General features: G+C 62.2%; 22 protein-coding genes. 10 read left to right on the top strand and 12 right to left on the bottom strand.

The genetic code is table 11. The features are described 5' to 3' along the window. Positions 1 to 6: 6 nt before the first annotated feature. Positions 7 to 1275 (top strand): Rv3212 family protein, encoded by a 1269-nt coding sequence (locus QMK17_RS17895; RefSeq protein ID WP_283510634.1) that lies wholly within the window; start codon positions 7 to 9, stop codon positions 1273 to 1275. A gap of 7 nt (positions 1276 to 1282) precedes the next feature. Here the strand turns inward: QMK17_RS17895 and QMK17_RS17890 are convergent, their stop codons facing one another. Further along, positions 1283 to 2080, bottom strand: a complete 798-nt coding sequence (locus tag QMK17_RS17890) for a ParA family protein (protein ID WP_283510633.1) — start codon at positions 2078 to 2080, stop codon at positions 1283 to 1285. 150 nt (positions 2081 to 2230) lie between these two features. Then, positions 2231 to 3709, bottom strand: coding sequence for a DHA2 family efflux MFS transporter permease subunit (locus QMK17_RS17885; RefSeq protein WP_283510632.1), 1479 nt, complete (start codon positions 3707 to 3709; stop codon positions 2231 to 2233). Positions 3710 to 3957: 248 nt separating this feature from the next. On the opposite strand from QMK17_RS17885, the gene QMK17_RS17880 reads away from it, so the two are divergent. Then, positions 3958 to 4593 (top strand): acid phosphatase, encoded by a 636-nt coding sequence (locus QMK17_RS17880; protein ID WP_283510631.1) that lies wholly within the window; start codon positions 3958 to 3960, stop codon positions 4591 to 4593. Continuing rightward, a complete protein-coding gene (locus QMK17_RS17875) occupies positions 4590 to 5087 on the top strand; it encodes a GNAT family N-acetyltransferase (protein WP_283510630.1) in 498 nt (165 codons plus the stop codon). Before QMK17_RS17880 ends, QMK17_RS17875 begins: the two co-directional genes overlap by 4 nt. Before the next feature lie 35 nt (positions 5088 to 5122). Here the strand turns inward: QMK17_RS17875 and QMK17_RS17870 are convergent, their stop codons facing one another. Further along, positions 5123 to 5548 carry a hypothetical protein gene (locus QMK17_RS17870; protein ID WP_283510629.1) on the bottom strand — a complete coding sequence of 142 codons (426 nt, stop codon included), beginning with the start codon at positions 5546 to 5548 and terminating at the stop codon, positions 5123 to 5125. An 83-nt stretch (positions 5549 to 5631) separates the two neighbouring features. On the opposite strand from QMK17_RS17870, the gene QMK17_RS17865 reads away from it, so the two are divergent. Continuing rightward, entirely contained in the window at positions 5632 to 6588 is a 957-nt protein-coding gene (locus QMK17_RS17865; protein ID WP_283510628.1) for a diacylglycerol/lipid kinase family protein, read from the top strand. A gap of 329 nt (positions 6589 to 6917) precedes the next feature. Continuing rightward, entirely contained in the window at positions 6918 to 7172 is a 255-nt protein-coding gene (locus QMK17_RS17860; RefSeq protein ID WP_026347946.1) for a WhiB family transcriptional regulator, read from the top strand. Between the two features lie 152 nt (positions 7173 to 7324). Here the strand turns inward: QMK17_RS17860 and QMK17_RS17855 are convergent, their stop codons facing one another. Then, positions 7325 to 8803 (bottom strand): sensor histidine kinase, encoded by a 1479-nt coding sequence (locus tag QMK17_RS17855; RefSeq protein ID WP_283510627.1) that lies wholly within the window; start codon positions 8801 to 8803, stop codon positions 7325 to 7327. 18 nt (positions 8804 to 8821) lie between these two features. After that, on the bottom strand, positions 8822 to 9037 hold the full coding sequence (locus QMK17_RS17850; protein ID WP_283510675.1) for a biotin/lipoyl-binding carrier protein: 216 nt from the start codon (positions 9035 to 9037) through the stop codon (positions 8822 to 8824). Positions 9038 to 9146: 109 nt separating this feature from the next. On the opposite strand from QMK17_RS17850, the gene QMK17_RS26510 reads away from it, so the two are divergent. Beyond that, positions 9147 to 9221, top strand: coding sequence for a 50S ribosomal protein bL37 (locus tag QMK17_RS26510; protein ID WP_115967926.1), 75 nt, complete (start codon positions 9147 to 9149; stop codon positions 9219 to 9221). Positions 9222 to 9299: 78 nt separating this feature from the next. Here QMK17_RS26510 and rsrA read toward each other — a convergent pair whose 3' ends face one another. Both rsrA and QMK17_RS17840 read right to left on the bottom strand, forming a co-directional pair. Next, complete coding sequence (rsrA, locus tag QMK17_RS17845; protein WP_283510626.1) at positions 9300 to 9605, bottom strand: mycothiol system anti-sigma-R factor; 306 nt, start codon at positions 9603 to 9605, stop codon at positions 9300 to 9302. Further along, positions 9602 to 10261, bottom strand: a complete 660-nt coding sequence (locus QMK17_RS17840; RefSeq protein ID WP_283510674.1) for a sigma-70 family RNA polymerase sigma factor — start codon at positions 10259 to 10261, stop codon at positions 9602 to 9604. The genes rsrA and QMK17_RS17840 overlap by 4 nt, the downstream gene beginning before the upstream one ends. Before the next feature lie 231 nt (positions 10262 to 10492). Between QMK17_RS17840 and ybaK the strand changes: the two genes are divergently transcribed. Genes ybaK through rsgA form a run of 3 tightly spaced genes read left to right on the top strand, consistent with a single transcriptional unit; the run spans position 10493 to position 13345 of the window. Further along, the gene (gene ybaK / locus QMK17_RS17835) at positions 10493 to 10987 is read left to right on the top strand and encodes a Cys-tRNA(Pro) deacylase (RefSeq protein ID WP_283510625.1); all 495 of its coding nucleotides are present in this window, start codon (positions 10493 to 10495) and stop codon (positions 10985 to 10987) included. Between the two features lie 46 nt (positions 10988 to 11033). Beyond that, complete coding sequence (gene aroA, locus QMK17_RS17830; RefSeq protein ID WP_283510624.1) at positions 11034 to 12359, top strand: 3-phosphoshikimate 1-carboxyvinyltransferase; 1326 nt, start codon at positions 11034 to 11036, stop codon at positions 12357 to 12359. Beyond that, positions 12356 to 13345 carry a ribosome small subunit-dependent GTPase A gene (gene rsgA, locus QMK17_RS17825; protein WP_283510673.1) on the top strand — a complete coding sequence of 330 codons (990 nt, stop codon included), beginning with the start codon at positions 12356 to 12358 and terminating at the stop codon, positions 13343 to 13345. The genes aroA and rsgA overlap by 4 nt, the downstream gene beginning before the upstream one ends. 51 nt (positions 13346 to 13396) lie before the next feature. Here rsgA and QMK17_RS17820 read toward each other — a convergent pair whose 3' ends face one another. The 5 genes from QMK17_RS17820 to QMK17_RS17800 all read right to left on the bottom strand — a co-directional run bounded on the left by QMK17_RS17820 (position 13397) and on the right by QMK17_RS17800 (position 19455). Next, complete coding sequence (locus tag QMK17_RS17820) at positions 13397 to 14653, bottom strand: fatty acid desaturase family protein (RefSeq protein WP_283510623.1); 1257 nt, start codon at positions 14651 to 14653, stop codon at positions 13397 to 13399. A gap of 86 nt (positions 14654 to 14739) precedes the next feature. Further along, positions 14740 to 16062, bottom strand: a complete 1323-nt coding sequence (locus QMK17_RS17815; protein WP_283510622.1) for a fatty acid desaturase family protein — start codon at positions 16060 to 16062, stop codon at positions 14740 to 14742. Between the two features lie 137 nt (positions 16063 to 16199). Next, positions 16200 to 17315 carry a ferredoxin reductase gene (locus QMK17_RS17810; RefSeq protein WP_283510621.1) on the bottom strand — a complete coding sequence of 372 codons (1116 nt, stop codon included), beginning with the start codon at positions 17313 to 17315 and terminating at the stop codon, positions 16200 to 16202. 126 nt (positions 17316 to 17441) lie between these two features. Further along, positions 17442 to 18014 carry a DUF6912 family protein gene (locus tag QMK17_RS17805; RefSeq protein WP_283510620.1) on the bottom strand — a complete coding sequence of 191 codons (573 nt, stop codon included), beginning with the start codon at positions 18012 to 18014 and terminating at the stop codon, positions 17442 to 17444. Next, positions 17989 to 19455 (bottom strand): WS/DGAT/MGAT family O-acyltransferase, encoded by a 1467-nt coding sequence (locus QMK17_RS17800; RefSeq protein ID WP_283510619.1) that lies wholly within the window; start codon positions 19453 to 19455, stop codon positions 17989 to 17991. The genes QMK17_RS17805 and QMK17_RS17800 overlap by 26 nt, the downstream gene beginning before the upstream one ends. A 504-nt stretch (positions 19456 to 19959) precedes the next feature. Here QMK17_RS17800 and QMK17_RS17795 point away from each other — a divergent pair. After that, positions 19960 to 20349 carry an Rv3235 family protein gene (locus tag QMK17_RS17795; protein WP_283510618.1) on the top strand — a complete coding sequence of 130 codons (390 nt, stop codon included), beginning with the start codon at positions 19960 to 19962 and terminating at the stop codon, positions 20347 to 20349. Positions 20350 to 20371: the final 22 nt, after the last annotated feature.

Here is a 20371-nt window from a genome sequence, read left to right as displayed (position 1 = left end):
TTCTCTGTGCTGGCACCCGAACGTCGTCGACGGTCGGATCTCGTCGCCGCGGCAGCCCTTGTGGTTGTCGCGGTGCTCGCTCTCGGAACGATCTGGCTCCGCAGCGATGCACACGGCACGACGTCCGACACGACGCATTCCCCACTTCCGCAGTTGAGCGTCTCCATGTCCGTGCCCGAATCTCTGATCGATATCTGGCATGCACACAGCCCGGTCACCGAGTCCCCTGTTGTCACCGGTAGTGCCGTCGTCGCAGGCGATGACGGCACCGTCACCGGCCGTGATCCGCGAGACGGATCGGTCTCCTGGACCTACACCCGGGACACGTCTCTGTGCGGAATCGCCAGCTCCTGGAACACCGCCGTCGTGGTCTATCGCGACGAGCGCGGGTGCTCGCAGGCGACCGAGCTGGACACTTCGACCGGTACACGCTCAGCTCAGCGCTCCAGCGACGCCGATGCGCAGGTCGATCTGGTGGGTGATGGAACGTACCTCACCTCGCGCGGCGCCACTCGGATGGAACTATGGCGCTCCGACCTCGTGCGGACCCTCGAATACGGCCGAGTTGACGCTCCCGTCAACCCGAACACGCAACCCAGATCGGGATGCACCCTACTGTCGTCCGCTTCGAACAGTTCGCGGGTTGCAGTGCTCGAAAGCTGCCCCGGTGAATCTGCTCCCCGGCTCACATCGATGAACCCGGCTCCGACGGATGCATCCCAACCGGAAGAGTACGGGTCGAGTGTCGTGGCCTCGTTGACCGAAGAAAACGGAACTGGGGGGGATGAGACAGGACAGGGCGCCACGGTGATCGTGGCGTCGGGAGATCGTGTGGCGCTGGCCATCCCAGCACATTCGGGCAAGCCCGCGAGCATCGCACTGTTCGACGGCACGGCTCAGCCGCTCGGCTCATACGATCTCCCCGACGCACTCTCCGAACCCTCATTCGTCGATACTCCGCCGCCGGCCAAGGCTGCGAGCGTTTTCAGCTGGTGGACCGGAAGTGGGACAGTCGCACTGGGATTGAGCGACCTGGCCCCGCTTTGGTCACTACCCGGGTCGCTGGGCGAGGGCGCACTCATGGCAGGCAAACTGTTGATTCCCATTCCTGAGGGCATCGCAGTCATCGATCCGGCGACCGGGGCCGCCGACCGCACCATTGCGGTGGACCGCGGCGACTACATCGGGCCTGTCGGCATGTCCGTCATCGGCGGTGTCATCGTGGAACAGCGCGGAGACACTATTACCGCGTTGGCCGGAACCGCTTCACCGTAGCCCCAGTTCAGCTTTCGTCGGGCGTGTACGTTTTCAGGGCTGAACCCTTCTGCCAGTGGGCGAGCAGATTTGCGGCGAGCTCCCGATATGCCTGCGCTCCTTTGTTTTTCCGGCCCGAGAGAACAGTCGCTCCCGATGCCGATGCTTCGGCGAAACGCACGGTGCGTGGAATCGGCGGCGCGAGCACGGGCAGCGCGTACCGGTCGGATACATCACTGAGCACGTCACGACTGTGCGTGGTACGAGCGTCGAACAACGTCGGCAGCGCACCGAGCAACGCAAGATCGGGATTGGTGATCTGCTGAACCTCCGACACGGTACGCAGCAGCTGGCCAACCCCCCGATGCGCCAACGTTTCACATTGCAGGGGCACCAGCACCGACTGTGCGGCGGTCAGACCATTGAGTGTCAGCACACCGAGCGACGGCGGGCAGTCGATGACGATGACGTCGAAGTCGTCGATCACAGCTGCCAGAGCGCGCTTCAAAGCGAATTCACGTCCTGCACGCATCAGCAGAAGCGCTTCGGCACCTGCCAGATCGATGGTGGCAGGCAAAAGTACGATGCCTTCGTCGGTGTCGACGATCGCGTCGGCCACCGAAGCGTCGCCGGTCAGAACCTCGTGTACCGAGGTGGTGAGTTTGTCCGGGTTGTGGCCCAGGGAGAATGTCAGGCATCCTTGCGGGTCCAGATCCACCACGAGAACCCGTTGTTCGAGAGCGTGGAGCGCTGCCGCAAGAGATGCCACCGTAGTGGTTTTTGCGACGCCGCCTTTTTGATTGGCAACCGCCAGTACTGTCGTCACGTTCCTGATCTTTGCGCACATACTCCCGCGAGGCCAGACGTAGCCGGTTGTGGGCGCGTCGGAAGCTGACAGTTGCAACCTCGGGCGGCACACCCACAACCCGTTTCTACATCCGTGCGCGACTCGGCCACGGTGGTGTCGGCGAAGGCCTCAGTGCAGCAAAACGGCCTTCGGCGTGTCTGCACCCTCGAGCGGTGCGATCTTCTTGCGCGGAAGGAAGTATGCAGGGATGAACGTCAGCACGATGAGAACGAGGGCGACCATGAAGGTGGTTCCGAACGCTCCCGCCGAGATATCGAGTGCGTCGGCAGGCGACGTCGCATTGACAACGTTCTTCATCTGGCTGGTCAGCACGACGGACATGACAGCAGTACCAATGGATCCGGCCGTCTGCTGCACGATGTTCATCAACGTCGAACCGCGCGCAATCGTGTGATCGTTGAGAGTCTGGAGTGCGGCGGTCATGATCGGCATCATCGTGGCGCCGAGGCCCATGCCCATCACGAACAGGCCTCCTAGCAGAACTGCGTACGAGGTGTCGGCGCCGACCTGAGTGAACACAGCCATACCTGCAGTGATGAACACCATGCCCACGAGAACGATCTTGCCGGGTCCCATGCGGTCTGCGAACGTGCCCGCAATCGGCATCGTCAGCATTGCGCCCAGCCCTTGCGGTGCGAGCAGCAACCCGGCCGCGAGCGTACTTTCACCGCGAATCTGCAGGAAGTAACTCGGGAAGAGCAGACCCGCACCCATGAACGCCACCATGAACAGAACGGTGGTGAGCACCGCGACCGTGAGCGCACGGTTCCTGAACAAGTGAAGATCGATCAGAGGGTGCTCGGTGCGCAGGGCGTGGCGCACGAAAGCCACTATCAGCGCGAAGCCGGCGATCGCGGGCAGGAGCACACGCGTCGCCACAACCGTCCCGGTTTCCGGGATGGACGACACGCCGAACAAGAACAGGGCCAGACCCGGCGAGAGCATGAGCATTCCCATGAAGTCGAAGGACTCGGACGGAGTCGGGTTGTCCTTCGGGAAGATCACGACGGCCGCAATGAGTGCGATGGCGCCGATCGGAACGTTGATGAGGAAGATCCAGTGCCAGCTTGCAGCCTGCAGAAGCCAACCACCGAGAATCGGGCCACCGATCGGCCCGAGCAGCATCGGCACACCGAGCACCGCCATCACCCGACCGATACGTTCCGGACCGGCGGCGCGCGTCATGATCGTCATACCCAGCGGCATCAGCATTCCGCCACCGAGCCCCTGCAGGACACGGAACGTTATGAGCGACGTGATGTCCCAGGCGAAGCTGCACAGAACCGATCCGAACACGAACAGAATCAATGCTGCGATGTAGAGGCGCTTGGTGCCGAAACGGTCTGCGGCCCAACCGGTCAGCGGAATCACCGTCGCAAGCGCGAGCGTGTATCCGGTCATTGTCCACGCGACCGTTGCATACGTCGCGTCGAAGACCTCCATGAACGTCGGCAACGCAACGCTGACCACGGTGACATCGAGAATGGACATGATGGCGCCGAGAACAACGACGCCCGCGATCTTCAACACACCTGAGTCGAGCTTGTCCGGCGCATCTACCGGTAGCGACGTACCTGGCTGCGTCATATTCCTTGTGGTCCTTACTGTTACGGCAAGCAGAGGCTGCTGCGCACCTGTGTGTCGAATTTCGCGCGCCCTTGCGCGAGCCCACCTTCGCTGCATCGACCCTCGCTGTTTCTACGCTGACGACAGCGCGGACCGCGAGATTACGAACGACTCGAAACAGTATTCACTGTTGTCCGGCGCTACTCAATCCGTTTTCGAAACGCATGCACCCGAATCGCTGTGACTCCCGGCACGGCATCATTGCACTCATGACAACTCCATCCCCCGCCGAATCCGGACGTGTCGTGCTACTACGCCACGGCCAGACCGAATGGGCGACGTCCGGCCGCCATACCGGAGCCACGGATGTTCCGCTCACCGACATCGGCGAACGGCAGGCGAGCGCAGCGGGTGAGCTCGTCGGCGAACTGGGCCTCCGATCGCCCCTCGTGATCAGCAGTCCCCGAGCGCGCGCACTTCGTACCGCTCGACTTGCAGGCTTGACGGTCGAGAGGGAATGGGACGGGCTCGCCGAGTGGGACTACGGCGACTACGAGGGGCTGACGTCACAGCGCATCCAGGAGACCGTTCCGCATTGGACGGTGTGGACCCACCCGTGCCCTGGCGGGGAGAGCATGGAGGACATCGGCGCGAGGGCCGATCTCGTTCTTTCCGTGGTGCTGCCGGCTCTCGCCGAGCGCGATGTCGTTCTCGTCGGACACGGTCACTTTTCCCGCGCACTGCTCACCCGCTGGTTGCACCTGCCGGTCGCAGAAGGAAAGCGATTCGCGATGTCGCCCGCCGCATACTCGGTACTGGGCTTCGAGCATTCCTTCCGTCAAATCATCGTTCACAACATTCACCCGTCGGTGCGAACGGGCCGAGATCAGGAGTCGCGGCGATGACAGTTGTCGGGGAGACGGTCAGGCGAGCGCAACCGACCGACGTCGGCGCGATCTGTGGGTTGGTCCGCGAACTTGCGGAATACGAGAAGTTGCTGGATCAGTGCACTGTTCGACCGGAACAGATTCACACAGCACTGTTCGGAGACAACCCGTCCGTCTTCGCGCACGTCGCCGAAAGCGACGGCGGTGTCGTCGGGACAGCGATCTGGTTCTTGAACTTCTCGACGTGGGACGGCGTCAACGGCATCTACCTCGAGGACCTGTACGTGCAACCCGCTTCACGTGGTTCGGGAATGGGCAGTGCACTGCTCGCAGCCTTGGCCGCGGAGTGCACAGCGAAGGGGTACACGCGGCTCAGCTGGTCGGTACTGGACTGGAACACCCCATCGATCGGTTTCTACGAGTCGCTCGGAGCTGTTGCGCAGGACGAGTGGACGACATTTCGGATGACCGGGACGGCACTGGAGGCCCTCGCCCAGCGGGTTTCGCCGTAGAACGAGCGCTCATGCGCCAAGTGTCGGACTTGTGACTAGGTGTTCTCGTCGTCGAGGTGCGAATATTCGGCCGCCATCCACTGGGACGACGCCGGGCTGAACAGCAGCACCAGTATCGCGATCACCGCGATACCGAGCAGAGCCCCGTAGAGCGGCTGGTGGGAATCGGTGAGCAACGACCAGACAACCGGAAGCAACAGAAGCTGGACGACGAGCGCTACTGCACGTCCCCATCGCTTACCCAACACAAGGGCAATACCTGCTCCCCCGACGGCAGCGCTCACCACGGCGAACCACCCGGCAGTTCCGTATCCGTTTGCCGCGTTGTCGGTCGCGCCTGAAAGTGCGCGGACCAGCAGAACGACTGCGGCGACCAGACCGACTAGCCCTTCCAGCGAGACGAGCACGCCAGCGGCCCTGAACGTTGGAGGCGGCATCGTGGACTGCGACGGCGTTGGCACCGCACAAGCCTAGAACACGCGTTGTCCCCGACCCAGTTAGCCAGGAGGGGACCTTGCGGAACGACCCATTAGGCTGATGTTCCGTGCGTGCGCTCCTGATCGTCAATCCAAACGCGACGTCGACGACCCCGGCCGCAAGAGACTTGTTGGCCCATGCGTTGTCGAGTCGAGTCCGAGTAACCGTCGCCCACACGACGCATCGCGATCATGCAGCCGAACTGGCCCGTCAGGCCAGGGAAGACGGTATGGGTCTGGTGATCGTCCATGGCGGCGACGGAACGGTCAACGAGGTGATCAACGGTCTCCTCGGTGTCCCGCTGCCGACGTCGATGAGATCTGTGACCATCGGCGCGATCCCCCCACTGGCTGTGGTTCCAGGCGGAAGCGCCAACGTGTTCGCGCGTTCGCTCGGGATCGAGGCCGATCCGGTCGCCGCGACTAATCAACTGATCGATTTGTTGGCCGCTCGTTCGCGACGGACCATCGGCCTCGGACACTGCGACAACCGCTGGTTTACCTTCAACGCAGGCCTCGGACTGGACGCGGACGTCTGCCGGGCCATCGACGCTGGGCGCAAGGACGGCGGACCTGTCTCGGCGACGCGGTACGTTCGCGCTGCCGTCAGCGCCTTTTTTCGTAACAAGCGTCACGCTCCGACGTTGACGGTCGATGTGCCTGATCACGATCCGGTAACGGGCATTCATTACGCTTTCGTTTCGAACTCGAGTCCGTGGACCTATCTGAACGAGCGCCCGGTTCATACGAACCCAGGGACGTCGTTCGACACGGGACTAGGCCTCTTCGCGGTGTCGACGACCAACGTGATCCCGAGCCTGAACATCTCACGTCAATTGCTGACTTCAGGTTCGAAACTGAAGTCGCGCAAGCTCTTTCGCGTCGACGACACACCGCGCGTTCGTATTACTTCGAGCGAGCCGATCGGCCTGCAGATGGACGGCGACTACCTCGGAATGCGCACCGAAGCCGATTTCTTCGCTACGCCGGCGGCACTGGAGGTCATCGCCCCGAACCTGGCCTGAATTGCGCCGAATTGGTGCCGAACACTCCCCGACCGGGCGGTCCTCGAGGCGTCACGCAGCCGTGCCGAAAGCCATCTCACACTGCTACTGCCGGGAAATTGCCTGCACAAACCGTCTCAGGAGGGTACAAAGGAGCGCAGGAGGCTTACGGCAGCCTAACAGAGTGAGCTTGACCACGGTCACGCGGCTATCTCTTGACTTCCCCTAAGTTCGTGAAAGCATTCACAAGCAACAGTGCGGAAACATTGAATACGCATGAGTGAACAATGGACAAACTCGAAACAGCAGTTAAACGAAACGGCGCTCCGGCGCCCGGTAAGGAGCAGAGGATGGACTGGCGCCACAAGGCAATTTGTCGCGACGAAGATCCGGAACTTTTTTTCCCAGTGGGAAACAGTGGCCCGGCACTCGCGCAGATCGCCGATGCCAAGGTCGTCTGCACGCGGTGCCCCGTCACCGCTGAGTGCCTCTCGTGGGCACTCGAGTCCGGCCAAGATGCCGGCGTGTGGGGTGGAATGAGCGAAGACGAGCGTCGCGCACTGAAGCGTCGGAACGCACGCACGCGAGCACGTAGCTCCGTCTAGCATTCATTCCCCGGCCGCACGGAGAGCGCGCGAGCGCCCCGTACAGAGCTGACAACACAGGACCCGGTTTCTTCAGGAAACCGGGTCCTGTGCTGCGTCGACCCTCGTGCACCCACGCACAGATCTCCGCCCGTCGCTCCCCGTTCCTGGTATCACAGCCGAGGTGCGCGGCGCCCCAACGGCACCCGCAGCGAGGCATCGGTGCCACCCCCGGATGCCGGATGCAGACCAAGGGATCCGTTGAGTTCGACCGACACGAGGGTGCGCACGATCTGGAGGCCGAGCCCTTCCGACTTCTCCAGCGAAAACCCTGGCGGCAGTCCGCGGCCGTCGTCGTGAATGACGACATCCAGCCATTTGGAGGATCGATCGGCAGAGACAAGCACCACACCTGCGCTTCCGGCGTCGAAGCCGTGTTCCATGGCGTTCTGCACCAGTTCCGTCAGCACCATCACCAACGGGGTCGCCCGCTCGGCCGAGAACACTCCAAGCTTTCCCTCTCGGGCTACCCGAACCCGCGGGTTGACGGTGGCGACGTCCAGCATGATCGGTACGAGACGATCGACGATCTCGTCGAGGTCGACTTCCTCGTCGACCGACATGGACAGCATCTCGTGGACGAGAGCGATCGAGGTCACTCGCCGTACCGACTCGGACAACGCAGTCCGCGCTTCCTCATTCTCCAGCCGTCTCGACTGCAGACGCAGCAGCGCAGCCACCGTCTGAAGATTGTTCTTCACCCGGTGATGGATCTCGCGAATCGTCGCATCCTTGCTGAGCAGCGCCCGGTCGCGGCGCTTGACCTCGGTAACGTCGCGAACCAAGACGATGGCGCCAACCGATCGACCGAGTGGGCGAAGCGAAAGCGTGCGAATGAGCACGGTAGCGCCCCGTGCATCGGCCTCCATGCGATGTCCCTCGCTGCTCGTGAGCGATGCACGAATGTGGTCCGCAACTTCCTGAGAGTCGAATGGATCGGTTATCAACGACCGCGTTACCGAGGCAAGATCTCGGCCGGACAGTTCTGTCGTCAACCCCATTCGGTGATAGGCCGAGAGGGCATTGGGACTGGCGTATACGACCCGACCTTCGGTATCGAGGCGGATGAATCCATCGCCGGCCCGAGGAGACGAGTTGACGTCGGTTCGCTCGACCGGTGTCGGAAACGTGCCTTCGCTGATCATTCTGCACAAGTCGTCCGCGCAGTCGCGGTACGCAATCTCCAGCGCACTGGGAGGACGCTGCTGCGCGGGATTGGTGTCACGGGTGAGCACCGCAATGACATGCTCACCGCAGCGGACGGGCACGCTCTCGGTGTTTCCTCCCTCCCCGCGCACGATCGTTCTCGTGATCAACGAGTCCATGACGTTGGGGTGCTGGAATTCCGATACAGCCGCACCGACCATATCCTCGGTGAACGCCGTAGGAGCTGTGGTCGGCCTGCACTGGGCTACGCACAGTACCTCGGCATCCGGACGGCCCTCGATCTCCTCCGTGCCGACCCACAGGAGCAGGTCGGCGAAAGACAGATCGGCCAGGAGTTGCCACTCCCCGACCACTCGCTGCAGATGGTCCACCGCGTCACCGGGCAGATCGGTGTGTTCGGCGAGAAGGTCACTGAGTGTCGACACCGTACGAGCTCGGCCGACTCAGGACACCACGGCAATAAGATCGCCTTGTTGAATGACGTCACCGACCTGCACTCCGATGGTTGTGACGGTTCCCTCGGACTCGACCAGCACCGGGATTTCCATCTTCATCGATTCGAGAACGACCAACGTGTCTCCGATCGACACCGTCGCCCCCTCGGTCACGACAATCTCGAGCACGGTCGATACCATCTCTGCACGTACGTCCTCGGCCATGATGTTTCCCTCTCGTTCGGGGCTGATTCGCAGCAGGATTCGGGCACCACTGGAAACACAGCCGATCACACGTGAAAGACTGTAGTGAACAAGTAGAGAGGAGCTCATCATGGGTAAGCGTGGGCGCAAGAAGCGCAGTCGTAAGGGAAACAAAGCCAACCACGGCAAACGTCCGAACAGCTGACGTATTGCCACGGGTAATCGAAGAAGGGCCGGGAAGCATCTGCTTCCCGGCCCTTCTTCGATTACCTGGTCTACGAGGTCAGTCGATTTCCGTCTGTTTGATGAGCACGGTACTTCGGATCTCGATGCTGAGCCTCTCGCGTAGCCCTGCCGGTGCTTGATCGCCTCCGCACTTACGGTTGATGAGGTTTTTGACCTTCTCCTCGATGCCGTAGGCAGCAAAGCACGATCCGCATTCGTCGATGTGACGCTGGAGGCGTTCGCGGCTCCCCTGGTCGCATTCGTTGTCGAGCATCAGCCAGACGTCCGCGATCACAGCGGAACAATCGAGGTTCTCGAACTCTCGATCTGCCGCAGTCGGCGTTTCGGGCACATCTGATGTCACTTCGAAACCTCCTGCTCGTGCATGTCCACCGCACCGTTGCGATTGAATCCACGCTCGCGAGCCACGCCGGCCAGCTGACCCCTCAGCTGCTTGCGCCCGCGATGCAAACGCGACATCACCGTTCCGATGGGCGTACCCATGATCTCGGCAATTTCTTTGTATGGGAATCCCTCGACGTCGGCGTAGTAGACCGCCATCCGGAACTCTTCCGGGAGAGACTGTAGAGCCGCCTTGATGTCGTCGTCGGGAAGAGCGTCGAGCGCCTCCACCTCAGCCGAACGGAGTCCGGTCGAGGTGTGTTCGGCGGTCGCCGCCAGCTGCCAGTCGGTGATCTCGTCGGTCGGATACTGCGCAGGCTGGCGCTGCTTCTTCCGATACGAGTTGATGTAGGTGTTGGTAAGGATCCGATACAACCAGGCCTTCAAGTTCGTGCCCTCGCGGAACGATCGAAACGCCGAATACGCCTTGATGTACGTCTCCTGGACGAGATCTTCGGCGTCCGCCGGGTTACGCGTCATACGCAATGCCGCGCCGTACAGCTGATCCAGCATCGGGAGAGCGTCGCGCTCGAAGCGCGCCGTCAGTTCACCTGCCGACTCGGCTGCCGCCTGAGCTGGGCGCTCGACTTCCTCCACGCTGTTCCCTTCGGTAGCCATGTTCGACCAGGCTACCGTGGGCGAGGGCAGGTCCTTCACATAGATCGCACCCGCACCCGATACACCCGCCTCGCGGCGATCGGTGGTCATCAAGGCCACAGTCACTCCCTTCCTTCCACTTGCACTCGTAGTGCAAAGAACAACGGGAGTGCGCCGCGTGTTCCCGTCCGGTCGACGGCCGACGAAGTCGAACCGGTATTCACGCGGCCCACCATCGCTACAGTGGCCTGCATGCCTGCTGCTCCGACGCCCGCCGTCGCGCTGCTGATCGCGAGACAAGTCGGCCATCGTGTGCACACCTACGAGCACGACCCGCGCAACGAGTCGTACGGTAGCGAGGCCGCCGATGTCCTCACCGAACGCCTGGGAGTCACGTCCGAGCAAATATTCAAGACCCTCGTCGTCAAGCGTCCGGACAGCTCCCTCGCCGTCGCGGTGTTGCCGGTCACCACGACGCTCTCGCTCAAGAGCGCAGCGTCCGCGCTGGGTGCCCGCAAAATTGCGATGGCCGACCGGATCGATGCCGAGCGCTCCACCGGGTACGTCTTCGGCGGCATCTCCCCGATCGGGCAGAAACGGCTACTCGTCACCGTCGTGGACGAGTCGGCGCTGAACTGGGACCGCATACTGTGCAGCGGAGGTCGTCGAGGTCTCGAAATCGAGCTCGATCCACGCGACCTCGTTCGACTCACGAACGCAGTGACCGCGCGTGTTGCCACGCAGTGACGCCGAAAGCCACACACTGATACCGAATGCCACACGCTGATACCGGATGCGCAAGGATGGGGTGGTGAATCCCTGGACTGCACCGTCGACCTCCGCGCCCGTTCGTGCGACGGTCACCCTTCCCGGATCCAAGTCCATCACCAATCGAGCGCTGATCATCTCGGCACTGGCCACTGGCCCTTCGTCGGTTTCCGGGACGCTACGCAGCCGCGATACCGACTTGATGATCGCAGCGCTACGCGAGATCGGCGTCAGGATCGACATCGATCCCGATGATCCGACGTCGCTCACGGTCTTCCCCGCGCCGCTGCACGGTGGTTCCATCGATTGCGGGCTGGCCGGCACCGTTATGCGATTCGTGCCGCCGCTGGCCGCTCTGGCCACGGGAGCGGTGGCCTTCGACGGCGACGAGCAAGCTCGAACCCGGCCTCTGGACACCATTCTGAGTGCGCTGCGCGCCATCGGCGTCGGCGTGGCAGGAGACAGTCTTCCGTTCACCGTCGACGGCACGGGCAGCGTGCGCGGAGGATCGGTGGAGATCGACGCGTCGGGCTCGTCGCAGTTCGTCTCGGGTCTGATGCTCTCGGCTGCTGGTTTCGACGACGGAATCGTCATCCACCACGTCGGTAAGCCGGTTCCGTCGATGCCGCACATCGACATGACCGTCGAAATGTTGCGCCGCGCCGGGGTCCGCGTCGACACGCCGGCCGAGAGCGGCGACGCCGACACCTGGCGGGTTCACCCCGGCCCGGTGAATGCAGTGGACTGGGTGATCGAGCCCGACCTGTCCAATGCAACACCGTTCCTCGCCGCCGCTGCGGTGACGGGAGGCGAAGTCCGAGTGCCGAACTGGCCGTCGACGACCACTCAACCCGGCGACGCTGTGCGAGAGATTCTCTCGCGCATGGGCGCCGACGTGCAATTGATCGACGGCACCCTCGTGGTTCGCGGGCCGGACACCCTGCGCGGCATCGACATCGACCTGCACGAAGTCGGGGAGCTGACTCCGACGGTCGCCGCCCTCGCCGCCTTGGCCGACGGACCATCTCACCTCCGTGGGATCGCGCATCTTCGCGGACACGAGACCGACCGTCTCGCCGCCCTCGCCACCGAGATCGGCAGGCTCGGCGGCTCCGCCGACGAGACCGACGACGGTCTCGACATAATGCCCACCGCTCTTCACGGCGGCATGTGGCATGCCTACGCCGATCACCGAATGGCAACTGCGGGAGCTATTCTCGGCCTTGTCGTCCAAGGAGTCGAGGTCGACGACATCGGCACCACCGCCAAGACCCTTCCCGGTTTCGAGTTATTGTGGGCCGACATGCTGGCGGGTTCGCCGACGCACACCGCGGAAGAGATCTCGTCCTGACGCCGCGCCGCTACGACGAATCGGACGTTCGGATTCGGCCGGGCAAGAGTTCGCGCCCCCGAACGAAGACGCGACCGGACCATGCCGACGCGGAATCGGGCATGGTGGTGTCCGTCGACCGTGGCCGGTGGGGTTGTGTTCTGGGCGGCGATCCCGATAGGCACGTGGTTACCATGCGCGCCCGCGAACTGGGCCGAACCCCGATCGTCGTGGGAGACGACGTCGACATCGTCGGAGACCTCTCGGGCAAGGTCGACACACTCGCCCGCATCGTCCGCGTCGCCGAGCGCACTACCGTGCTGCGACGCACCGCCGACGACACCGACCCGTACGAGCGAGTCGTCGTCGCCAACGCAGAACAACTCCTCATCGTTGCGGCACTGGCGGATCCCCCACCGCGGACAGGATTCGTCGAGCGGGCACTCGTTGCTGCGTACGTTGGAGGGCTGAAACCCATTCTGTGCCTCACCAAGAGCGACCTGGCCGATCCCGCCGAGTTTGCGGCGGCCTTCGCCGATCTGGACGTCCCGGTCGTCCTGGCGGGCCAGAGCGAGGATCTGACCGAACTGACGAAAACACTCGACAACCGGTTGACCGCGCTCATAGGGCATTCGGGAGTGGGGAAATCCACGCTCGTGAACCGACTGGTTCCCGACGCCCATCGCGCCACCGGCGTCGTATCGGGAGTAGGAAAGGGCAGACATACGTCGACGCAGTCCGTCGCCCTCCCTCTGCCAGGCGGCGGGTGGGTCGTGGACACGCCAGGTATTCGATCGTTCGGGTTGGCACACATCTCGCCCGAACAGGTGGTCGCCGCATTCTCGGATCTGGCAGATGCGATCAAGGAATGTCCGCGCGGGTGCACCCATCTCGGTCCACCTGCCGATCCGGAATGCGCATTGGACGCCCTGATCGGCGACGCCGCACGGCGCGTCGCTGCCGTGCGTCTACTTCTCGAGGCCGTACGCACGAACGACGCCTGGTAGTCCGGAGAGACCACCAAGCGTCGTGTAAGCGTTTTCTGTTCGGTGTTTCTTCTATCGGGCAACCTTCGCGACGAGTCCGCGAAGCCCCCTCTTGCTCTTCGACTCGGCGATTGCGGTTCGGAGTCCGCGACGTTTGCCTGTCTCTGGATCGACGGTCAGCAAGCCGCGACCGGTGTCACCGGCGAACTTGCGTTCCGATGCAGTTTCGGGCGCGTCGTCGGCCGACGCCTTGAGGTACTTGTTCGGAAGCGAGAGCTTCGCAATGGTTCGCCACGACAGCAGGTATTGCTTGCCGATCGATCCGGTGGTGTACGGCAGGTCGTACTTCTCGGCCAGTTCGAGAACGCGAAACTTGATCTCCCGCAGGCGATTGCTCGGAAGGTCAGGGAACAGGTGGTGCTCGATCTGGTAGCAAAGATTGCCACTCATGAATTCCATGACGGGGCCTGCGTTGAAGTTCGCACTGCCGAGCATCTGACGCAGGTACCACTCCCCCTGGGTTTCACCCACCATGTCGGCCTTGGTGAACTTCTCTGCGCCGTCCGGGAAGTGACCACAGAAGATAACCGTGTTGGTCCAGACGTTGCGGATCATGTTCGCCACGATATTGGCCGTCAGAGTGCTCTTCCAGGCCGGTCCGGTGAGCGCCGGGTAGACGACATAGTCCTTGGCGATCTGCTTACCGACTTTTTCCAGCACCTCGCGGCGCTTCTGCTCGAACTCCTCACGAGGAACCCGCCCCTGGGCGACCTTGCCCAACTCGAGGTGCTGCGCTGCAACTCCATACTCGAAGAACAGCTGGAGCAGCAGGTTGAACACGGGGTTACCCAAATTGAACGGCTTCCACCGCTGATCACGCGTAACGCGAAGCAGACCGTAGCCGACGTCGTCGTCCATCCCGAGGATGTTGGTGTACTTGTGGTGGATGTAGTTGTGCGTCTGCTTCCAGTGCGCCGACGGACCGGTGTTGTCCCACTCCCACGATGTGGAGTGGACCTCCGGATCGTTCATCCAGTCCCATTGCCCGTGCATCACGTTGTGCCCGAGTTCCATGTTCTCGATGATTTTGGCGGCGCCGAGCATCCCGGTTCCCAACAACCACGCCGGCCGCTTACGACTGGCGAAAAGGACTGCGCGGCCACCAATTTCAAGGGAGCGCTGCAGCCTGATCGTGTTGCGGATGTACCGGGCATCACGCTCACCGCGTGAGCCTTCGATGTCGCGTCTGATCGCGTCGAGTTCGACTCCGAGTGCTTCGACATCAGCATCGGTCAGGTGTGCATACTCTTTGATTTCCGAAATCGCCACGGGTTACGGCCCTCCTGGCAGTCGTCGGTGGTGACACATAGTGTCTCTACTCCCGGCTACTCTACCGTAACTTACGGTTCCGTAGGTTACGGCGACGTAGGCGTGACCGAACTCACTCGATCCCGCTGCGCCTGACGAAGCGCCTTCGCCTGCCGCTTCGCTTCCTTTTTCGCGTGCCGCAATGTCACCCGCGCCTCGGCGATCGCAGAACGGAGGCCGCGGCGCTGCCCGGTGAGCGGGTCGATACGCAGGGCGTGCACGACAGGTGCATCATCCGGGCGGAAACGACGCTCAGAGCTGGTCTCCGGAGCATTGTCCGAGGTAGCGCGGAGCCAGCTGTCCGGCAGCGACAACTTGTGGATCGTGCGCAGTGCCAACAAATACTGCTTGCCGAGCGAACCCGTCGTATATGGAAGGTCGTACTTCTCGCACAGCGCATGCACGCGTTCGGAGATTTCTTTGTAGCGGTTACTCGGCAGATCAGGGAACATATGGTGCTCGATCTGATAGCAGAGATTGCCACTCATGAACGCCATAAGCTTGCCTGCGTCGAAGTTCGCGCTACCGAGCATCTGACGGAGGTACCACTCAGCACGAGTTTCGGTGTCGAACTGGCCCATCGTGAACTTCTCGGCGCCATCAGGAAAGTGCCCACAGAAGATGACTGCATACGACCACAGATTGCGGACGAGGTTGGCCGTGGCGTTCGCGGTCAGCGTGCTCTTCCAAGAAGGACCAGTCAGCGCAGGGAACAACACGAAGTCCTTGCCGACCTGCCGCGCAATCTTGCGAGCGAACGCACGATTGGTCGGTGACTTCCAGAAGTTGCCCGCGTGCTCGCCGTCGAGTTCTTTCTGAGCATCGAGATCGTGCAGCGCAATTCCCCACTCGAACGTTGTTGCGAGCACGACATTGGCAAGCGGCTGCAGGAGATTCATCGGCTTCCACGGCTCGTCACGAGTCATCCGAAGAATTCCGAAACCGATATCGTCATCCATTCCAACAATGTTGGTATAGGTGTGGTGCGAATAGTTGTGCGCACGCTTCCACTGCTCGGACGGCCCGGTCTGATCCCACTCCCACGACACCGAGTGGATCTCCGGATCGTTCATCCAGTCCCATTGCCCGTGCATCACGTTGTGCCCGAGTTCCATGTTCTCGATGATCTTGGCAACGCTCAACATGGCCGTGCCTGCAAGCCATGCCGGTCGGTACTTGCTGCCCATCAAGACCATTCGACCGCCGAGCTCCAAGCAGCGTTGCAACTTGATGGTGCGGCGGATATACGCGGCGTCTTTCTCGCCACGCGAATCCTCGATGTCGCGGCGTACCGCGTCGAGTTCGCGACCGAAGGCTTCCATGTCTGCTTCGGTGAGATGAGCGAACTCCTTGATGTCCGTGATGGCCATCGTGGTCCTCCAGAGTTATGGGCGCCAGCCCGAACTAAACGTATATTTTAGGCGAAGCGACGTTGCCAAGGGTACCCGAACTTGCTGAGAAATCCGTTGGTGCTCGTTCACGTAAGGCAGTCACCCTGTACTCGTCTTCACAGCTCCAGAGTGCAATCGCCCGCAGCGGCGGAGATGCACGTTTGGATACGTTCGCCTTCACCGTGTTCCTTGCCGGAACGCAGATCGATCACATGGCCCGAGGTCAATGGCACCACGCACGACTGACAGATACCCATCCGGCAACCGAACGGCATCTGAACACCCAGGTTCTCGCCCGCCTCGAGCAGACTCGTCGCTCCGTCGATGTCCGCCGACCGATCCGACTTGGAGAACGTGACCTTGCCACCCTTGCCCGAGGTATCGGCCCTGGCAATCTCGAACCGCTCGAGGTGAAGCTTGTTCTCGATACCTTCTTGTTTCCAGACCCGCTCCAGATCCTCCAGCAACGCCGCAGGACCGCACGCCCACGTCTCGCGAGTACGCCAATCCGGGTAGAGGCCGTCGAGCGAGGCCAATGCGAACTTGCCGTCAGACCGGGTCAGCTGGATGTGCGACTGAAACTGCTGGTGTCCCGCGGCGATGGTCGTCAACTCGTCCCCGAACATCACTTCGTCCTCGGTAGGTGCCGAATGGATGTGCACGGTGTCCGGCATGTCGCCGTGCCGATCCAGCGTCCGCAGCATCGAGATGATGGGTGTGATTCCACTACCCGCAGTGATGAAAAGTATCTTGTCCGGGGGTGGCGTCGGTAGCGCGAAGTTCCCCTTGGGCGCGTTGAGCCGAACGATGGTTCCCTGAGGAACGCCGCCGACCAGATGGCTCGAAAGGAAGCCCTCCGGCATCGCCTTGACGGTGATGGAGATCCGCTTCTCGTCCCAATTGGGCGGCGACGTCAGCGAGTACGAACGCCAGTGCCACCGGCCGCCAAGATGGAGTCCGATTCCAATGTATTGGCCTGGTTGATAATCGAAGTTGAATCCCCAGCCAGGTTGAATGACCAGAGTCACCGCTGTTGCAGTCTCCTGCTTGACCTCGACGACGCGTCCCCGCAACTCGCGAGCTGACCACAGCGGATTGGCAAGGTGAAGGTAGTCGTCGGGAAGCAACGGCGTGGTGATCCGAGTGATGGCGCCGCGCAACATGTTGAGCTTCGGTCGCTTCGGTGCCGAAACATCCGCAGCCGGGGCTTCCAGCCACTTCTTCAGGTCCATCGGAAAGTTTGTTCCCCTCGCTCGAAACAGTAGATCCGGTACGCCACGTCGCGCGTTCCGCGGTGCGTCTGCAACCTCACCTATGTCCAGGTTACGCTACCGTAGGTTACCGGACAGTCCGTCCGACTACAGGAACTCGAGCAGGAACGGCAGTTCCTGCGTGGCGTACCAGGCAAGAATATGGTCTTCGGCGTCGCCGAGCACGAATTCGGCATCATGATCTCCCATATCGGCTGCGTCGACGACCGCAACTGCCTTCGCCACATCCGATTCTGCAGCTTCCAGATCGACGTGTATCGACGCCACCTGGTCCATACGCAAGGGTTCTTTGAGCCGAACGACCGAATCGTCGAGGTCGGGCCGCAGAGTTGGGTCGTCGACGTCTGCGGCGATCACCGCCCGGCGATACACGACCCCACCGTCGATGATCCCGCCGTCGACCGCCCCGTCCTGCTCATCCTCGATGCCGGCCGCCACCAAACGAAGCGACGCACGAGCAGCCTCGTTCATCGCCACCTCGGCGAGCTCCTCGTCGTCGCCCGAGGAGTATGACTCCCGGAGCGTCGGGGTGACCGCGAATGCGGTTCTACTCACCGGATGGAACTCTCCGTCAGCCACCAAAGTCCGCAACATGGACACTGTCGCCGGTACGTAGACCCTCACTGCGGTTACCTCACACTCTCGAATCGTTGCTGGCATCGACGAGTTCCTCCAAAGCCTCCAGCAGCAGTGCTGTAATCACGTCGACATCCGGCATGGCACCACGGTCGGCATTCAATCCGAAGCAGACGAATCCGTCGTAGGACGTCAAGCCGATGCTGAGCGCCTGATTCTCGAACAGCGGAGAGACAGGGAACATCTCCAACATACGGGCGCCCCCGACGTACAACGGAAATTGTGGTCCCGGCGCGTTGGTGATGATGAGGTTGAACAGGCGCTGCGACAACCTGCTGCCCGCGCGCGCTCCCATCGCGTGCAGGCTCGCAGGCGCAAACCCCGAGATACGCATCAACGTGTGAGCGGTGACCCCAGGCGACTGTTTCGCATGCGCGTCGGTTGCGTGAGCTATGTGCGAAATCCGGACGACGGCGTTCGGCTCCCCGACCGGAAGATCGATGAGAAAAGACGACACCTCGCTCCGCGGCGAGTCGTCGGGATCACCGTCGGTGGCGTGATCGCCCGTCAGACGATCCGCGTACTCGTCGTAGCCTGCTCGCTCGTTGGAGACGTACACCGACATCGGAACCATCGCGCGCACTGTCGACGATGCCGTCACCGGCTCGCCGCGAGACAGCAGCCAGTTCCTGAGCGCTCCGGTGACGACCGCAAGAACTACATCGTTGATCGAACAACCGAAGCGGTTGTGGATTTTTCGGTAGTCCGACAGCTCAGTCTTGGCGACAGCGAAACGACGGTTTCGCGATATCGGTGTATTCAACGGACTCGACGGCGCAGTTTGAGCCGCCGTCCGCACGGCAGACAACACTTTTCCTGTCGCCTTCACAACGCCTCCCGCGACGCCCGCCACCCCGGCGACAGCACCCTTGAGCACTTCCACACCCTCCCCTGGGCGCACGATCATCTCGGTGATCGCATCGAACACGAGAGCCGATTCGCGAGGTTCACGCGCAGGCATCCAAAGTTCCTCGGCCATGGTCGGCGGACTCTTGCTCGCGTCGAGGATCACTTGGCCGATCTCGAGCGCCTTTTCACCGTCGACGAGCGCCGAATGGGATTTGGTGAATATCGCGAATCGATTCTTGGTCAAGCCCTCGACGAGGTACATCTCCCACAGTGGCCGAGTCCGATCGAGAGGACGCGAGGTGAGCCTGGCAACCAAATCGTGCAATTGCTCGTCGGACCCCGGCTTCGGCAGAGCCGAGCGGCGAATGTGATAGGTGATGTCGAAATCGGGATCGTCGACCCACACCGGACGTGCAAGACCGAACGCCACCTCTCGCACTTTCTGCCGATAGCGCGGCACGAGAACCAACCGCTGTTCCACCAAGGACAGCAAATTCTCGTAGCTGAAGCCGCTACGAGGAGTGCGGAAGACGGCCAATGATCCGAGATGCATGGGCGTACTACTGGCCTCGAGAAAGTAGAACGACGCGTCCTGTGTCGTCAGCCTGTTCGCCATCGCGTGTACCGGTTTCCCGTCATTGCTCGTCGACAATCGAGATGAAAATACATCCGAACGGCGGCACGAATGTCGAGCCCCGACCACCAAACGGATGAAGCCACAGGCTACAGCCATCTCTTGTTGATCTTCTCGGGCGACCAGCAAGTGGACCGGCAAACATGTCACTGGAACCGGAAGCCCGACCGTTTCGTCTGAACCATATAGAGGCTCCTCCCGCGTGCACACCCGAAAAGGCATTCGGTTGTCCGAAGACACCGACTACGCGGATAGGCCCCGACACACACCGACAGGTACACGCAACATGGAACGAGAGGGGGCATCGTGGACCGAGCCGACGAAACCAGCCATCACACATTTCTCGGGCGCGCACGATCGTTCGAACCGCCTACCGAAATCGGGTGCACTTCGCAGCCGGGTCTCTGTGACAATCGTGTCGCCAGTGGACACCCCCGAAACCGATCAGGCGCAGACCGCCGCAGGCCGTTTCCCCGGAGTCTCCCCGTGCACGCGCACAAGACTGTTCCCGAACTCGCCACCGGGTTCTTCGCTGACGCAACTGTGCCGGAAGACGCCAGGCGCAGCGCGGAACAGGCACTGCGGCTCTTGCTGGAAGTGCTCGACCGCAGGCGGCCCGCGGAGCAGATGGGCACGTTGTTCGCGCCGGCGGTGGTCGAATCGGTCAAAACGATCGTCAGGACGCCCACACCAGGGCTTCGACTCGGAGTGGCGTCCCTGCGCAGGGTTCACATCGCCCGCGCATCGACCAACTCCGTCGAAGTCTTCGGAACGTACCGACGAGGGCCCCGTGTGTTCGCGGTAGCGGCCTGCCTTCGATACCGGTCCGGTAAGCGGCGGTCAGGGTGGACTGTGACGTCGCTTCGAGTCGGGTGACCCCCCGGCCCGAAGCGATCTG

Source organism: Rhodococcus sp. G-MC3, from assembly GCF_030063335.1.
Taxonomy (GTDB): Bacteria; Actinomycetota; Actinomycetes; order Mycobacteriales; family Mycobacteriaceae; genus Rhodococcoides.
The sequence above is the reverse complement of the archived record's forward strand: the minus strand, read 5'-3'. Positions and strand labels throughout refer to the sequence as shown.

Bases quoted from the DNA above. Each gene is read 5' to 3' on its own strand.
- QMK17_RS17885 (WP_283510632.1), bottom strand. From the start codon at position 3,709: ATGACGCAGCCAGGTACGTCGCTACCGGTAGATGCGCCGGACAAGCTC.
- QMK17_RS17880 (WP_283510631.1), top strand. From the start codon at position 3,958: ATGACAACTCCATCCCCCGCCGAATCCGGACGTGTCGTGCTACTACGC.
- QMK17_RS17875 (WP_283510630.1), top strand. From the start codon at position 4,590: ATGACAGTTGTCGGGGAGACGGTCAGGCGAGCGCAACCGACCGACGTC.
- QMK17_RS17860 (WP_026347946.1), top strand. From the start codon at position 6,918: ATGGACTGGCGCCACAAGGCAATTTGTCGCGACGAAGATCCGGAACTT.
- QMK17_RS17850 (WP_283510675.1), bottom strand. From the start codon at position 9,037: ATGGCCGAGGACGTACGTGCAGAGATGGTATCGACCGTGCTCGAGATT.
- QMK17_RS17840 (WP_283510674.1), bottom strand. From the start codon at position 10,261: ATGGCTACCGAAGGGAACAGCGTGGAGGAAGTCGAGCGCCCAGCTCAG.
- ybaK (WP_283510625.1), top strand. From the start codon at position 10,493: ATGCCTGCTGCTCCGACGCCCGCCGTCGCGCTGCTGATCGCGAGACAA.
- aroA (WP_283510624.1), top strand. From the start codon at position 11,034: ATGCGCAAGGATGGGGTGGTGAATCCCTGGACTGCACCGTCGACCTCC.
- QMK17_RS17815 (WP_283510622.1), bottom strand. From the start codon at position 16,062: ATGGCCATCACGGACATCAAGGAGTTCGCTCATCTCACCGAAGCAGAC.
- QMK17_RS17810 (WP_283510621.1), bottom strand. From the start codon at position 17,315: ATGGACCTGAAGAAGTGGCTGGAAGCCCCGGCTGCGGATGTTTCGGCA.
- QMK17_RS17805 (WP_283510620.1), bottom strand. From the start codon at position 18,014: ATGCCAGCAACGATTCGAGAGTGTGAGGTAACCGCAGTGAGGGTCTAC.
- QMK17_RS17800 (WP_283510619.1), bottom strand. From the start codon at position 19,455: ATGGCGAACAGGCTGACGACACAGGACGCGTCGTTCTACTTTCTCGAG.